The following is a 14,887-nucleotide window of genomic DNA, read 5'->3' as shown; positions in this document are numbered from 1 at the left end:
CCCCGATCAGTACACTTAGGGCTCGCGTTCGAGGGGTAGAGGGTACGAACGCGCGGCCTACCCTACGAACGCGCGGCCCCTGCCCCGACTGCCCGGCTCCGGCCGGCTTCCGCGACAGTCCCTAGGACCTGCCGAAGAACCCGCGCCGGTGCGACTTGCTGGCGCGCACCGGCAGCAGCGAGTTCGGCTCGTCGAGCCGCCCCTCGGCCAGGGCCTGCCCAATCGCCGGCCACACCGGCAGGCGCGCCATGAGAGTGGCCTGCAGGGCGTGGTAGATGTCCGGGTGCCCGGCCCAGGTGCGGGTCGAGGGCCGGTTGTCGCGGTCGAGCTCGTGGGTCCACACGCCGGGCGCCTCAATGAGGAACTCCTCGGCGTAGTCGATCCAGGCACGGTAGCAGTGCTCGTAGTGCTCGACGTCGATCTCCCCGCGACCGTCGTCGAGCAGGGCCTGGCGAATGGCGGCCGACGCCGAGATCCCCTCACAGACGACCCAGTGCATGCGCTCGTGCACCACCGGCTTGCCGTCGAAGTCCGTGGTGTAGACGAAGCCGGGGGCGCCGTCGACGCGCCAGCCGTCGGTGCGAGCCTGCTCGAAGATGTGTTCAGCGGCCTCAAGCATCCAGTCCGGCGCGCTCATGGAGCGGTTGATGAGCGCCCCGCGCAGCTGCACGGTCAGGCGCGCCCACTCCAGCCCGTGGCCCGGCGTGACGCCGTAGGGCCGGAAGGGGTGGGCGGGCTCGTCGCGGTTGTAGTCCAGGCGCGGCTCCCAGGAGGTGGAGTAGTGCTCGGGCAGGCGCCAGCCGTGCTCGCGGGCCTGGACGTTGACGGCGAAGTCAACGATCTTCAGGGCCCGCTCCAGCCAACGCACCTCACCGGTGACATCGGCGGTGGCCAGGTAGGCCTCCACCGTGTGCATGGCGGCGTTGATGCCGCGGTAGTCCTCGGGGCCGGTGAAGTCGGCGGCGTAGGACTCCACCGGCATCTGCTGGCCCTCGTCCCACCAGTAGCGGTCCTGGACCTCGATGGCGTCGCGCAGCAGCTCATGGGCGCCGGGCCGGTCAGCGGCCGTCGCGGTGGCCGCGGCCAGGAGCACGAAGGCGTGCTGGTAGCACTCCTTACGGGCATCGCGGTCGACCGGGACAGCCCGCCCCTCGGCGTCGGGCTCGGGGCCGATCGCCGAGTACCAGCCGCCGTTGGCCGGGTCGCGCAGGGGGCCGTTCAGGGCGCGCACGCCGTGGTCGGCGTAGCGGCGGCAGCCGGGGATCCCCATGAGCGCCCCCAGGGAGAAGGCGAAGGTCATGCGGCCGGTGATCCACAGCTCGACGGGATGGGAGGGGTCCACCTCACCGTCCTGACCGATCCACCCGAATCCGGTGGGCACCTGCGCGGCGCGCGCGTAGTGCAGCAGCGCATGCGTCTCGTAGGCCAGCCAACGCTTGTGCTCGGGGGCGCCGAACCATCCCAGTCCCATGAGTCCTCCTTGATCCGCTGGGGGTCCAAGGTTATCGACCCGCCTGACACGGATCAATGCTCCCGACTGCTCTTGAGCGGCTCACTCCCGCGCCTCACGCGACGCGGCCCACCGCCCCCGCTACTTCCGCTTCGGCCAGGCCGACTCGGCCTGCTTGAGCGCCTCCTTGGGGGTCACCGTCCCGGTCGACCACCGGCTCAGCCCGACCCACAGGGCGCTGCTGCCCACGCTCACGGGCATCGAGTCCGAGGCATCCATCTCCACGGTCGTCTGGCGCGACTGGAGCAGTCTCGTGGTGCGCCTGCCGACGTCGCTGGGCGCCAGGTCCGGGTCGACGCCCTGGTTGGCGGTCGCCACCCCGCCCAGTGCCATCCGCGTGCGGGCCCACTCCTGGGAGGTCAGGTACTCCATGACCGCGTTGACCGCGTCCGAGCGGGTGAAGGCCACGAGGTAGTCGGTGCCCACCAGCACGGAGTCCGAGCCGCGGTCCGCCGCCGGGGTGACGAAGGCCGAGACCTTCGTTCCCGCCGTACCGGCCTTAGTCGTCGCACTGGCCGTACCCTTCGGCGTCGCCGTCGCCCCGGACGTCCCTCCGCCGGTGGCGGTGGCGCTCGCGGTCGGGCGGGGGGCCTGGACCGTCACCGGGTTGGCGCCGTCGGCGTCGGTGATGACGGTGCCCTCGGGGAAGCGGCTCTCGAAGGACGACGAGGCGTGCAGCATGAGGCAGTTTCCCTTGACCAGGTCGGACCCCGCCTGCACGGGGGTGCGGGAGATGACCGAGCCGCGCCCGCCGGCGACGTTCCCGTTGTCCAGGACCAGGGAGTTGACGGCGTTGAGGGCATCCACGGCGTTCGAGGAGTCGACGGGCACCCGGTGCGAGGCCCAGGTCTCGTAGACGCCGGGCCCCTGGGTGGAGAGCAGGGCGTCCTCGAGCCAGTCGGTGAGCACCCAGCCGGTCGACTCCCCGTCGGCGGCGCCCGCGCACCAGGGCGTCACGGAGCCGTCGGGGTGATCGGCCCGGACCTTGCTGGTGAGGGCCTCCAGCTCGCCCCACGTGTCGGGCACCTCGTAGCCGGCCTTCTTGAAGGCGTCCGGTGAGTACCACACGAGGGACTTCACCGAGGCCATGAGCGGGGCGCCGTAGGGCACGGAGGCGTGAATGCCGACCTGGATCCAGTGCCGGTCCCAGCCGGCCTCCACGTTGCTGTTGACCTTGTTCGGCAGCGGGTGGACGACGCCGGTGTCGACGAGCTCGGCCACCATGGCGGGCTGAGGCACGATGGCCAGGTCGGGCAGGTTCTCGGGGTTGTCCTGGCTCGACGGCGAGGCCCCCGTGCTGGTGGACAGGTTCGCGCCCGAGCCGTTGAGCAGCTGGGAGCGCAGCTCGGCGGTGCCGGTGTGCTCGACGTTGATGCCCGTGCAGCTCTCGAACTCGGCCACGGAGGCCTCGAAGCGCTCGGCCTCGGTGCCGGTCAAGCCGCTGGAGATGGTGACGGTGGCGCCCTTGTGGCCCTGGTAGGCCTGGTAGGCGGCGCAGCCGGTGGCCGACGCCGAGCCGGACCCGCCGACTGAGCAGGCGGCGGTGACGGCGGCCGCCAGGGTCAGGGTGCTGGCGGCGGCCAGGAGGCGGCCGCCCCGACGCAGCAGACGGCTCGCGCGTCCTCGGCCAGGAGCGCTCGCCCCACCGGACGGGCCGGCTGCGCGAACAGCGAGCTCCTGGTGGATGGAGTTGTTGTGGGAGACAGGGAGGGGGGACTGTCGCATTAGGGGTGCCTTACTCGTTCGATGAGGGCGTCCAGGACGGCGGCGCAGCCGTCCCGCCACACGGGCTCGGTCAGGATATCGCCGCGGTCGCGCACCCACTGCGGTGCGCTGCCCATGACGACGCCGGCTCCGGCCCACTCGATCATCTCGACGTCGTTGGAGCCGTCCCCGACCGCCAGGACGTGGGCGGAGTCGTTGCCCAGGCGGGCGATGAGCGCCTCGAGGGCGGAGGCCTTGGTGACGCCCTCGGGGGCGACGTCGAGCCAGGCCGTCCAGCCGATGGCGTACTCCACCGAGTGCAGCCCGGAGTCGGCCACGATCTGGGAGAAGCGCTCCACGGGCATGCCCGGGGCTCGCAGGACCACGCGGGTGACCGGCTGGGAGACGAGCTCGTCGAAGCTGACGACCCGCTGGTCCTCGATGAGCTCCCCGTCGGGGAAGAGCCGGGAGACCTTGAAGCCGACGCCGGGGTTCTCCACGGCGATGATCCCGTCGGGCACGGCGGCGTGGAGGGTCTCGATGGCGGTGCGCGGGTCGAAGGTGCGCGAGTCGACCACCTCGTAGCCGCCGGGGACGTCCGGGGCGAGCCGCAGGGTCAGGGCGCCGTTGGCGCACACCATCCAGCCGGTGCTCAGCCCCAGGTGGCGCACCACCGGCATGGCGGCGGCGATCCCGCGGCCGGTGGAGATGACCACAGGGACCTCGTGGGCGCGCAGGCGGGCGATGGAGGCCATGACCCGCTCCGAGACGCTCCCATCCATGTCGAGGATGGTGCCGTCGACGTCGAGGGCGACGAGGAGCCCGTGGCCGGGCGCGAGCCGGGCGCCGCCGTCGGCCTCCAGGGCGTCGAGGTCCCGCATCCGGTCCTGGACGAGGGCGTGGTACTCCTCGTGGTCCAGGGGCCGACGGCGCAGGGCGCGCTCGCCGGTGCCTGCGGTGTGGCCGGCGCCGTCCTCGAGGTGCCCGACGTACTCCGTGGAGCCGCCCAGGTGGGTCAGGGGCTGGCCGGCCGGGGCGATACCGGTCTCGGGGTTGACAGACGGGCCGTTGCCGGTGGGCTCGGGGCCGGCGGAGTCACCGACGACGTCGGTGTCGGTTCCGCGGGCGGCACCCGGGCTGGAGGCGGACGTGGGGTTCATGGGGCCGACCCTCAGGCGGTGGCACCGACGGGCTCGATGACTTCCAGGCCGCCCAGGTAGGGGCGCAGGCCCGCGGGCACGCGCACCGAGCCGTCGGCCTGCTGGTGGTTCTCCAGGATGGCGACCATCCAGCGGGTAGTGGCCAGGGTCCCGTTGAGGGTGGCCACGGGGCTCGTGCCGCCTTCGCGACGCTCGCGCACGGCCAGGCGGCGGGCCTGGTAGGTGGTGCAGTTGGAGGTGGAGGTGACCTCCATCCAGCGCTGCTGGGTGGGCAGCCAGGCCTCGCAGTCGAACTTGCGGGCGGCCGAGGAGCCCAGATCCCCGGCGGCGGTGTCGATGACCCGGTAGGGCAGCTCGACCAGGGCCAGCATCTCCTCCTCCATGGCCAGGAGCCGGGCGTGCTCGGCCTCGGCGTCCTCGGGACGGCAGTAGGAGAACATCTCCGCCTTGTTGAACTGGTGGACGCGGATGATGCCGCGGGTGTCCTTGCCTGCGGCCCCGGCCTCGCGCCGGTAGCAGGTGGACCAGCCCATGTAGCGCTTGGGCCCGGCGGACAGGTCGAGGATCTCATCGGCGTGGTAGCCGGCCAGGGCCACCTCGGAGGTGCCCGTGAGGTAGAGGTCGTCGGCGGGCAGGTAGTAGATCTCGTCGCTGTGGGCGCCCAGGAAACCGGTGCCGCCCATGACCTGCGGGGTCACGAGGGTGGGGGTGGTCATCGGGGTGAAGCCGTGGGCGACGGCGGCGTCCAGGGCGGCCGTCATGAACGCCAGCTCCAGGCGCATGCCCCAGCCCTTGAGGTAGTAGAAGCGGGCGCCGGAGACCTTGGCGCCGCGGCGGGTGTCGATGATGTCCAGGCCCTCGCCGATCGCCAGGTGGTCGGCGGGCTCGAATCCTTCGGCGGCGAAGTCGCGAGGCTCGCCGCCCTCGTGACGCAGAACGACGTAGTCCTCCTCGCCGCCCGAGGGCGCCCCCTCGATGAGGTTGGCGAACTGGCGGGCCAGGTCGTCGAGCTCGGCGGCGGCGGCCGAGGAGGCGGCCTCGGCGGCCTTGACCTGCTCGGCCAGCTCCTTGGCGTTGGCGAGGATCGCCGGGCGCTCCTCCGGCGATGCCTTCCCCACGGACCGGGAGACCTGCTTCTGCTCGGCGCGGAGGTTCTCGAAGGCGGCCAGCGCCTGACGACGGGTCTCGTCGGCGGCGATGACGCGGTCGACGAGATCGACGTCGGCACCACGGGCTCGCTGGCTGGCGCGGAAGGGCTCGGGGTTCTCACGAAGCGCACGCAGGTCGATCATGGTCCCGAGTGTAGTCAGGACCGCGCCCCGGGCAGCATTCGAGCAGCATCCCGGACGGATTCGGGCCGCGAGCGGGGCCGACGGCGGAGACGGGGAAAGCCGGCGACGATCAAAGTCACGGGCGAGTGGCCGAGCCGACACTCGGGGGCGGAACGGGACGGGATCGACGTCGATCCCCCGTCGTCCGGTCCGCCGTCGGGACAACCCGAGGACCCTGGAATCCATGAATTATCCGGGAGATCGGGTGGTTGTGGAGCGGGCCGACGGGGCCGTGACGCATACACGCTCACCCTCGTCCGCACCACCTCCTGACGGCGAACGTGACCCACACCCCTCTTACCAACGCAATCCACCTGTGAATAGAATCTATTTCAATCGGTGCACCCTATCGTTCCCGACGGTGTTTCCGGGCCGCCACGTTGGAGGCCCGCCCGCACCTCCCAGCGCACCGCTCTCCCCGCACCTCCCGGCCAGTCGTCTGTCCCCGATTTTCTGTCACTCCGTCATATCAGGCTCACCGACCGCTGCGAATGCGGGCCCCGACCACAGGACCACAACTCATGCCGACCACATCATCTCCGTCCTTCTCCCAGCTGCGGGCGTTCGTAGCGCTGTGCGACCACCAGCACTTCGGCGAGGCCGCCACCGCGCTCGGAGTCAGCCAGCCCAGCCTGTCCCAGGCCATCACCGCGCTGGAGAAGCGTGTCGGCGGCGAGCTGGTGGAGCGCACCACCCGTCGCGTCCTGGTCACCTCCCTGGGCGAGGCCCTGCTGCCCTTCGCCCGGGACGCCGTCCTGGCGGCCGAGGCCTTCAACGAGGCCGCCTCCAGCCAGGGCGCCGCCCTGAGCGGCACGATGCGCCTGGGCATCATCCCCACGATCGCGCCCTACCTGGCCCCCGTTCTCATCGACGGCCTGCGTGAGGCCCTGCCCCAGATGGAGCTGGACCTGCGTGAGATGGTCACCGGGGACAACCTCGACCAGCTCGCCCAGGGGCGCCTCGACGCCGCCATCATCGCCCTGGAGGACGACCTCCAGCGCACCACCGCGATCCCGATGTTCGACGAGCGGCTCGTCGTCCTCACCGCCGCCGACCACCCCTGGGCCGGCCGCACGGACGTGAGCCCGGCCGAGCTCGATGACCAGCCCCTCCTCCTGCTCGACGAGGGCAACTGCCTGCGCGACCAGACCCTGGCCCTGTGCCAGCGCTACGGCTCCCAGCCGCCGGTCGCGGTGGCCACCACCCTGTCGACGGTGACCCGCATGGTGGCCCACGGCTCCGGCGTGACGATCATCCCCGAGGGGGCGCTCCAGCTGCTGGCCCCCTCCTCGGAGTACGGCGTCGCCCGTTTCGGCGGCGAGGCGCCGGTGCGCCACATGGGCCTGGTGCACCGGGTCTCCTCCTCCCGCGGCGCCGACTTCGCCCAGCTCGCCGGCCTCATCTCGCGCCTGGTGCGAGAGGCCGACCTGCCCGTCTCCCCCGCCACGGACCCGGCCGCGGCCTGAGCCCGCCAGCTCCGGGGCGCTCCTCGCCGGCGGCCTGCGCTCTCTGTCCGCCCGCACTCGCCATCCCCTCCCGGGCCGTGACCGGGCCCCTCAGGACGACTAGCCTGCCCCTATGACGGGCGGCACCGACGGCGGCACCCGGGCGACGACGCGCACCGGGCGACCACTGGCCTGCGTCGTCGTCAACCCCTCCAAGCCGCGCGCCACCACCGCAGTGCGGTCCCTGCTGGAGGACGAGCTGCGCGAGGCCGGCTACGCCGGGCCCGTATGGCTGGAGACGAGTGTCTCCGAGCCCGGCATGATGCAGGCGCGCCTGGCCCTGGCCGCCGGGGCCAGGCTGGTGGTGGCCGCCGGCGGTGACGGAACGGTGCGATCAGTGGCGGCCGGCCTGGCCGGCACCGGCGCCCAGATGGGCATCGTCCCGCTGGGCACGGCGAACCTGGCGGCCCGCAACCTCGGGGTGCCGGTCGGGGACACCCGAGCCGCGGCCCGGGCAGTGGCCCACGGGGTCGATCTTCCCGCCGACCTGGCCTGGGTGCGCACCGAGCACTGGTCCGATCCCGACGTCGACTCCGACTCAGGCACCCTGACAGACGGAGCCTCAGCAGTCCCGCCAGACGCCCCGCCCACTCAGGCCGACTCCCAGCAGCTGTCGGCCGAGGCGGCCCGGGCCGTGCGCACGATCCAGAGGGCGACCCGCAGGCCGCGCCAGTGGACCCGGCCCACACTCGGCGATGAGCACGCCTGCATGGTGGTGGCCGGGATCGGTTTCGACGCCGGGCTGGTGGCCTCCACGCGCCCGGCCCTCAAAGCGCGGGTCGGCTGGGGCGCCTACGCGCTGGCGGCCATGGAGAACCTGGGCTCGCCACGCATGGACCTGGTGCTCAGCCTCCTGGACGAGGCCGGACAGCGGCGCGTGGAGCGCCTGACCGCCCGTAACCTGCTGGTGGCCAATGGCGGCCGCCTCCCGGCCGGGATCACCCTGCTGCCCGAGGCCCGCACCGACGACGGCCTGCTCGACGTCGCCGCCATCGACACGGTGGCGGGCTTGGCGGGCTGGAGCTCGCTGGCGCGCCAGGTGCTGCCGCCCTACGCGGCGCGCTACTCCGAGTCGGGCCGCTCCCTGGGGCGAGTGGTGCTGCGGCGCGGCGCGGAGGTGGCCGTCCAGCTCTCGGCGCCGGCCCTGGTGGAGGTCGACGGGGACCTGCTGGCGCCCACGCAGGGCATGCGGGTGCGCATCGACCCCGGGGCGCTGCTCATCCGCCGCCCGGCGGCCTGACCCCGGCTCATTCCTCCCAGAAGCCGGCGACGTCGATCGCCCCGCCGGTAGCCTCGAAGTCCGCGCGGACGGCCCGGCGCAGCTCGGCGTCGTGCAGCCAGTCCAGGGCGACGGCGGCCAGCCCATAGGCGCCGTCGAGCGCGGCCGCGTCCCCGGTGGGGGCGCCGGCGGCCTCGGTCATGGCGGGGGTGTGGAGGGCGACGTCGGGCCGGTCGGTGACCTTGATGAGCGGGTGGATGCCGGGAACGCGCTGGGAGACGTTGCCGAAGTCGGTGCCGGCAGCGATCGTCTCGGGCAGCACCCCGGCGGCCAGGGGGTCGCGGCCCCGCTCGCGCTGGGAGCGCGCCCAGGAGCTGAGCAGAGGGCCGTTGTCCCGGACGGGGACCTCGTTGCAGTACTCGGAGGTGAGGATCTCGACGCCGGTTCCGGTCATGAGGGCGGCGCCGTGGAGGACCTCCTCGACCCGCTCGGCGATCTCCTTGAGGGTCTCGAGGTACTTCGAGCGCACCATGATGGACAGCTCGGTGCGTTCGGGGATGATGTTGGGGACCTGGCCGCCGTCGGTGATGATGGCGTGGAGGCGGTCCATGGGGAGCATCTGCTGGCGCAGCAGGCCGATGCCGGTCAGGGCCAGGGTGGCGGCGTCCAGGGCGTTGCGGCCCATGAAGGGCTGGGAGGCGGCATGAGCCGGCACGCCGTGGAAGATGACGCGCAGGCGGCGCACGCCGAGCCAGGTCTGGTGGGTGACGTCGTGGGCGTAGGAGTGGGTCTGGATGGCGGCGTCGACGCCGTCGAGCATGCCGCGCACGGCCAGGATCTCCTTGGCGGTCGAGTTCTCCTCGGCGGGCGTGGTCTGCAGGACGACACGGCCGGGCAGGGCGCCGGGGTGGGAGCGGGCCAGGGCGGCCAGGGCCAGGAAGGCGCCCACGGAGTTGGCGCACATGACGTTGTGTCCGCAGCCGTGGCCGATGCCGGGCAGGGCGTCGTACTCGGCGAGGATCGCGATGGTGCCGGCTGATTCACCGGAGTCTGCGGCGGCGTCGGTGCTTCCGGCCCCGGAGATCTCGGCGCGCAGGGCGGTGTCCATGCCGTAGACGCCGACCTCGGGCTCGATGCCGTGGCGGCGCAGCAGCGCGGCGACCGTGGCCACGGCGTGGTGCTCCTCGTAGCCGGTCTCGGGGTGGTCGTGGATGTCGTGGGAGAGGTCGACGATCTGCGGAGCCAGCTCGGCGACGGCCTCACCCAGGGCGGTGCGCAGAGCAGCGGGGGCTCCGGCGTCGTCAGGCAGGGCCGGGGCCGGGCCGACGACGCCGCGGCGCTCCTCGGTCTCGGCGATCATGCGCTCCTGGATGGCGCCGGAGGGGACGGTGGGGCGGGTCAGGTCGTTCAGGTCGCGCACGGGTCCATCTTGGCCCAGTCGGCATCCCCGCGCTCAGTCGCGGGGTGCGGCGAGCCGACGGGCCGCGTCGACGACGACGGCACGCTGACGCTCGTGCACCTCCCCATCATCGAGGGACCCGCACAGCATCCGCGCCACCTGGGGCACGGTGGACCACCAGCCGGTCAGTGACATGAGCATGAGCATGAGCGCACCGGGGTCGACGTCCCGGTTCAGGGCACCGGCATCCTGACCGCTGCGCACCCCGGCGATCTTGCGCTGATAGTGCTCGCGCCGCAGCTCCTCCTCGGGCACCTCGTCGTCGAAGGTGAGGGCCTCCCAGCACAGCAGCCGGATGAGCTCAGGGCGTTGCCGGTGGTAGTCGTACAGGCGCCCGGCGTAGTCCCCCACATCCTCGCCCTCGTCGAAGGCGGGCGGCACGGCCTCGGCCGCCCTGGTCAGCTCGTCGCGCAGGACTTCGGAGAACAAACGGTCCTTGGAGCCGAAGTAGTTGTAGACGCGCTCCTTGTTGACCCCCGCCCGCTTGGCAATCCGCTCCACGGTGGTCCCAGCGGGACCGCGGCGGGTGAACTCGGTGGTGGCGGCGTCCTTGATCTTGCGCTTGGTCCCCTCGGTGTCCCAGGCCATGACACTCCGTCTCCCGTGTCCGCGAGCGCCGGCGGCAAACTCCAACGCTACCGTTGCACTTTCCCTTCCAGTCTACTAGGATCATTTCCAACGCTTACGTTGGAAAGGGGTTCTCATGTCTCCCTCGCACCGACCTGATCAGCATCCCGACGTCGCCCACTCCCCCGAGCCCTCGCCCCAGTCGACGACTCGGTCGGCCTCCCCCGCCTACCCCGCCGGCAGCAGCTCCACCGCGGCCCTCGTGGTCACCGCACTGCTCGTCCTGACCCAGCTGTATGCCGCCATCCCCCTGTTCACCCCGATCTCGATCGACCTCCACGGCAACGCCACCGTCGCCCTGTCGACGGCCTTCAGCCTCACCTACGCCGCGGGCTTCCTCATCTGGGGGCCGGTCTCCGACCACTACGGCAGGAGGAGGACCATGGCACTCGCGCTGGGGACCCTCGCCGTCTCCACCGTCTGCTGCGCCCTGGCCCCGTCCCTGCCGGCACTCGCGGCCCTGCGTGCGATCCAGGGCCTGAGCGCCTCCGGTTTCGCACCCGTGGCCCTGGCCTACTTGTCCGAGGCGCTGGCACCACCCAGGCGGGCCGGGGCGATTGGGGCGATGTCGACGTCGTTCCTCGTGGCGGGGATCGTCGGCCAGGTCCTGGCTTCGCTGGTCGCGCTGCACCTGGGGTGGCGGTGGTTCTTCCCCCTGTGCGGCGGGCTGCTGGCTGTGGCCCTGGCGGCCGTCCTCGTCGTTGTGCACGACGCCGCTTCCACCTCCGGTCCCTCGGGCTCCTCGCTTCGGGGGCAGTTCGCATCACTGGGGCGGCTCTCGCTCAGGCCGGCGGTTCTGGCGCTCAGCCTGGCGCACGTCACGCTGCTCATGGTGTTCGTCGCGATGTACACGGGGGTCGGTGGCCATCTGGAGTCGCTGGGCATGCGGCCTTCGACGATCATCCTCATTCGCCTGGCGGCCCTGCCGGCCATGTTCCTCAGCCTCGTCGCGGGCCGGCTCGCGGCCAGGTGGTCCTGGGCGCAGACGGCCCGATTCGGCTTCGGGGTCTCGGCGTTGGGCATGCTCGGTGAGGCGCTGCTGGCGGAGAGCCTGGCGGGCCTGGTGGCCGGCAGCGTCGTGTACGTCGCCGGGGTCGCACTGGCTGTGCCGGCGATGATCAGCCTCTATGGACAGGTCTCCGCACCCAACCGCGGCAGCGGCATGGCGCTCAACGGGTTCATCCTGTTCGTCGGCACGAGCGCCGGCCCACTCCTGGCGACGTCGTTACCCACCTTCCGGACGCTGGCTCTCACCCTGACCGGCATCCTGGCCGTGGCACTGGCCGCGATCACCGGCTTCAAGGCACTGGCCGACGCCGACCGCTGACCACCGCCCGAACGGCGGGAACCGCCCCGCCCTCAGCTGAAGAGCGAGGCGGCCACCATGGTGTCGCCCTCCTTGATGCCCGGGGGGATCGCGAACAGGGCTGAGGCCTCGTGCTTGAGGTACTCCTGGAGGGCGTCGCTCTTGGTCATGCGGTCCAGGATCGGGTAGAAGTTCGTGCGCGGGTCGCGTACGAAGGCGATGAAGAACAGGCCGGTCTGCAGCAGCCCCAGGGAGTCGGAGCCGTCGGTGTAGTTGTAGCCGCGGCGCAGCATCCGGCGTCCCTGGTTCTGCTCGGGTGAGACGACGGCGATATGCGCGTCGGCCGGCACGAGCGTCTCGCCCTTGTCGTCCTTGGCCTTGTAGTCCACGGCCGTGAACTCCTCGGAGGACTTCGTGGGGTTGGCGATGCTCAGTGGCGCCCCGTAGCGCTTGTCGCGCCCCATGGTCTGCTCCTGCTCGATGAGCCGCAGGCGGTCCCAGATCTCGGCAAGCATGCGGATGCGCCGGGCCACGTAGTAGGTGCCGCCCGTCATCCACTCGGCTGCGGCGTCGTCGCCCTTCTGGACCCACAGGTGCTTGTTGAGCTGTTCGGAGGAGTCCTCGGCCTTGATGTTGTTGGTACCGTCCTTGAAGCCGAACAGGTTGCGCGGCGTCTCCTGGTCCACGGAGGTCGACGACGTGCGCCCGTAGCCGACCTGGCTCCACCGCAGTGCGGCGGTCCCGAAGGCGATGCGGGTGAGGTTGCGGATCGCGTGGACGCACACCTGGGCGTCGTTGGAGCATGCCTGGATGAGCAGGTCGCCGTCGGACTGGGCGGCGTGGAGCTGGTCGCCGGCGAAGGAGGGCATGCCCTCCTTGAGGACGGCGGGCATCTTGGCGGCCAGGCCGAAGCGGTCCTTGCCGTCGGCGTCGACGAACAGGCCCTTGCCCACGCCGAAGGTGATGGTCAGGCCGTTGGGCTTGTAGCCCCAGGCCTCGCCGGTGTCCTTGGGCGGCAGCTGCTTGTTGGAGCTGGGCTGTCCGCCGATGAGCTCGCCGGCGGTCATCTGCTCGGCGGCCACGGCCCAGTCGGACAGGAGGGTCTTGAGCTCCTCGACGTCGGTGGTGGAGACGTCGAAGGCCGCCGTGAACATGTTGTCCTGGGCGGGGGTGGTAATCCCCGCCTGGTGGTCACCCCGGAAGGGGTAGGTCGTGAGGATGGTGTCCTCGGGGCGCCGGGAGGCCTCCCAGGCGCGCCCGCCGGCCACACCGGCCAGGCCCGCGAGCGCGGCGCCCAGGCCCGCACCGGTGAACATGGCGCGGCGGCTGGTCCCCTTGGTGCCGGGCTTCCCGGCCTGTCCAGGCTTCGCGGGCTCATCCGCCTTATCCGGCTTCTGCGGCTCGTCAGCCGTGTCGGACGTACTGGCGTCCTCAGACTGTTCCGCCGAGTCGGAGGCCGGAGAGCCGTCATCCGGTCCTTCCGACATCGGGGCCTGCGGCTCCTGCTGCGCCTGCGCGGTCTCGTCCTGGGCCGCGTCGTCGGCGACCGGGGAGGTGTCCGACTCGTGGGCCGGCTTGCCACTCACTGCTGTCTCCTTCCGGGGTGTCCGGGTTGCTCTGGCGCTGATGCCTCAGAGGACGGTTCCAGTGACCTTGGACAGCGACTCGCTCAGGGCGTTGACGGCGTCGGAGAACTTGCGCTGCACGTCGGTGTAGGCGTTCTTGTCCGGGGTCTCGCCAGCGTCCTTCTGGACCGAGGCGATGGTGGAGTAGTCCACGTAGGTGGGCTGGCCGTTGGAGGCCTTCCCGGATGCATGGGCCGCGATGAGCTTCTCGACCGCCGCGAACTGGGTGGTGATCTTCTCGGCGAGCTTGGCGTCCTTCTTCTTCATGAGCTCCTCGACGTTGCCGTAGGCGACCTTGGCGCCCTCGACGTTGGCCTGGAAGTCGTAGAGGTCGGTGTGGGAGAAGGTCTCCTCCTCACCGACGATCTTGCGGCTGGCGACCTCCTCGAGGAGGCTGGAGGCGCCCTTGGCGACGTCCTCGAGCCCGAGCTCGAACTTCTTCCCGCCGGTACCGGTGATGTTTCCGTAGACGAGGTCGTAGAGCGACTTGGTGTCGGAATTGAGCTGGTCGGCGACCTTCTTGCGGGAGGCGTCATCGGCGAACTTGAAGGGGCTGGAGGAGTCCTTGGCCCACAGGTCGGCCTCGATGCGGTGCCATCCGGTCCACTTGGCGAGGACGTCCTTGTCCGTGACGGCCTTGCCCGCATCGGCGGCAAGGTCCTGGATGCGGGTGTCCAGGGCGGCGTCGAGGTCGCCGGCCTCCTTGAGACCGAAGGACTCGGCGGTCGGCTCGATGCGCTCGTAATACTGGCGTGCCAGCGGGTAGAGGCTCTTGGCGGTGGCGGTGTCGCCGGAGGTGTAGGCGGTCACGAAGCCCTGGGTGGCGGTGAGGAGCTGACCGGCCTGGTCACGCACGTAGGCGGTGTAGTTGGTGATGGCGGTCTCGCGCGCCTTGGCCTCGTCGGCGCTGACGTCCACGGCGGCACCCTTGGTGATCTTCAGCTCGGTGACGCCCTTGAGCTCGCCGACCATGTTGGGTTTGCAGGCGGCGTAGTAGGTGCCCTCCTTGAGGGAGGTGGTGAGCTTCGTGGTGGTGCCGGGGCCGATGTTCTCCTGCTCTGAGACGATCTGGAGCTTGTCCTCAGTGAGAATCTCGAACTCGTTGGGCGCCGTGCCGGAGTTGGTGATGGTGAAGGTGACGACGCCAGAGGGGAAGGACGCGGACGAGAGCTTGCAGGAGTCGTCGGTGAGGGTCACCGTGATCTCCTGGGCCGCCCCGGAGCCGGAGGCGCCGCCCTTGGCGTTCTTGGGGTTGTCGGCGCAGGCGGCCAGACCCAGGCCCACAGCGGCCAGGGGGAGCAGGGTGAGGATATTGCGTCGCTTGATGATGGGCATGGTCTTTCCTTTGTGAAGAGGCGGCGTGGATAGGGGAGGGGAGGGTACTCGGGGTGGTCAGGAGGCCTCGACGGCGTCGTTCGAGTCGGCGGCATCGGCGGCATCG

The 14,887-nt window shown here is 71.3% G+C and carries 11 protein-coding genes; 3 read left to right on the top strand and 8 right to left on the bottom strand.

Annotated features, from left to right (window positions below):
- Window positions 1-121: 121 nt before the first annotated feature.
- The 4 genes from BKH28_RS13010 to serS all read right to left on the bottom strand — a co-directional run bounded on the left by BKH28_RS13010 (window position 122) and on the right by serS (window position 5,666).
- Complete coding sequence (locus BKH28_RS13010; protein WP_075419202.1) at window positions 122-1,471, bottom strand: AGE family epimerase/isomerase; 1,350 nt, start codon at window positions 1,469-1,471, stop codon at window positions 122-124.
- 120 nt (window positions 1,472-1,591) lie between these two features.
- Entirely contained in the window at window positions 1,592-3,235 is a 1,644-nt protein-coding gene (locus tag BKH28_RS13005; protein WP_075419201.1) for an ABC transporter substrate-binding protein, read from the bottom strand.
- Window positions 3,235-4,374 carry an HAD family hydrolase gene (locus tag BKH28_RS13000; protein WP_075419200.1) on the bottom strand — a complete coding sequence of 380 codons (1,140 nt, stop codon included), beginning with the start codon at window positions 4,372-4,374 and terminating at the stop codon, window positions 3,235-3,237. Before BKH28_RS13000 ends, BKH28_RS13005 begins: the two co-directional genes overlap by 1 nt.
- Window positions 4,375-4,385: 11 nt before the next feature.
- Window positions 4,386-5,666 (bottom strand): serine--tRNA ligase, encoded by a 1,281-nt coding sequence (gene serS, locus BKH28_RS12995; RefSeq protein WP_075419199.1) that lies wholly within the window; start codon window positions 5,664-5,666, stop codon window positions 4,386-4,388.
- Between the two features lie 560 nt (window positions 5,667-6,226).
- Between serS and BKH28_RS12990 the strand changes: the two genes are divergently transcribed.
- On the top strand, window positions 6,227-7,171 hold the full coding sequence (locus BKH28_RS12990) for a LysR substrate-binding domain-containing protein (protein WP_075419198.1): 945 nt from the start codon (window positions 6,227-6,229) through the stop codon (window positions 7,169-7,171).
- 112 nt (window positions 7,172-7,283) lie between these two features.
- Entirely contained in the window at window positions 7,284-8,450 is a 1,167-nt protein-coding gene (locus tag BKH28_RS12985) for a diacylglycerol/lipid kinase family protein (RefSeq protein WP_075419197.1), read from the top strand.
- 7 nt (window positions 8,451-8,457) lie between these two features.
- On the opposite strand, the gene BKH28_RS12980 is transcribed toward BKH28_RS12985, so the two are convergent.
- Window positions 8,458-9,849, bottom strand: coding sequence for a M20 family metallopeptidase (locus BKH28_RS12980; RefSeq protein ID WP_075419196.1), 1,392 nt, complete (start codon window positions 9,847-9,849; stop codon window positions 8,458-8,460).
- A 33-nt stretch (window positions 9,850-9,882) separates the two neighbouring features.
- Complete coding sequence (locus BKH28_RS12975) at window positions 9,883-10,476, bottom strand: TetR family transcriptional regulator (RefSeq protein WP_075419195.1); 594 nt, start codon at window positions 10,474-10,476, stop codon at window positions 9,883-9,885.
- 115 nt (window positions 10,477-10,591) lie between these two features.
- On the opposite strand from BKH28_RS12975, the gene BKH28_RS12970 reads away from it, so the two are divergent.
- Window positions 10,592-11,842, top strand: coding sequence for an MFS transporter (locus BKH28_RS12970; RefSeq protein WP_075419194.1), 1,251 nt, complete (start codon window positions 10,592-10,594; stop codon window positions 11,840-11,842).
- 32 nt (window positions 11,843-11,874) lie between these two features.
- Here the strand turns inward: BKH28_RS12970 and efeB are convergent, their stop codons facing one another.
- Together efeB and efeO are read right to left on the bottom strand one after the other, a co-directional pair.
- The gene (gene efeB, locus BKH28_RS12965) at window positions 11,875-13,407 is read right to left on the bottom strand and encodes an iron uptake transporter deferrochelatase/peroxidase subunit (protein WP_081380153.1); all 1,533 of its coding nucleotides are present in this window, start codon (window positions 13,405-13,407) and stop codon (window positions 11,875-11,877) included.
- A 45-nt stretch (window positions 13,408-13,452) separates the two neighbouring features.
- Window positions 13,453-14,781 carry an iron uptake system protein EfeO gene (gene efeO, locus BKH28_RS12960; RefSeq protein ID WP_075419193.1) on the bottom strand — a complete coding sequence of 443 codons (1,329 nt, stop codon included), beginning with the start codon at window positions 14,779-14,781 and terminating at the stop codon, window positions 13,453-13,455.
- Window positions 14,782-14,887 lie beyond the last annotated feature (106 nt).

This window comes from Actinomyces oris (assembly GCF_001937665.1).
Taxonomy (GTDB): Bacteria; Actinomycetota; Actinomycetes; order Actinomycetales; family Actinomycetaceae; genus Actinomyces; species Actinomyces stomatis.
This window is presented reverse-complemented; position numbering and strand designations above follow the sequence as displayed.

Excerpts from the sequence above, each read along its gene's own strand:
- BKH28_RS13010 (WP_075419202.1), bottom strand. The coding sequence starts at position 1,471 with ATGGGACTGGGATGGTTCGGCGCCCCCGAGCACAAGCGTTGGCTGGCC.
- BKH28_RS13005 (WP_075419201.1), bottom strand. The coding sequence starts at position 3,235 with ATGCGACAGTCCCCCCTCCCTGTCTCCCACAACAACTCCATCCACCAG.
- BKH28_RS13000 (WP_075419200.1), bottom strand. The coding sequence starts at position 4,374 with ATGAACCCCACGTCCGCCTCCAGCCCGGGTGCCGCCCGCGGAACCGAC.
- serS (WP_075419199.1), bottom strand. The coding sequence starts at position 5,666 with ATGATCGACCTGCGTGCGCTTCGTGAGAACCCCGAGCCCTTCCGCGCC.
- BKH28_RS12990 (WP_075419198.1), top strand. The coding sequence starts at position 6,227 with ATGCCGACCACATCATCTCCGTCCTTCTCCCAGCTGCGGGCGTTCGTA.
- BKH28_RS12985 (WP_075419197.1), top strand. The coding sequence starts at position 7,284 with ATGACGGGCGGCACCGACGGCGGCACCCGGGCGACGACGCGCACCGGG.
- BKH28_RS12975 (WP_075419195.1), bottom strand. The coding sequence starts at position 10,476 with ATGGCCTGGGACACCGAGGGGACCAAGCGCAAGATCAAGGACGCCGCC.
- BKH28_RS12970 (WP_075419194.1), top strand. The coding sequence starts at position 10,592 with ATGTCTCCCTCGCACCGACCTGATCAGCATCCCGACGTCGCCCACTCC.
- efeO (WP_075419193.1), bottom strand. The coding sequence starts at position 14,781 with ATGCCCATCATCAAGCGACGCAATATCCTCACCCTGCTCCCCCTGGCC.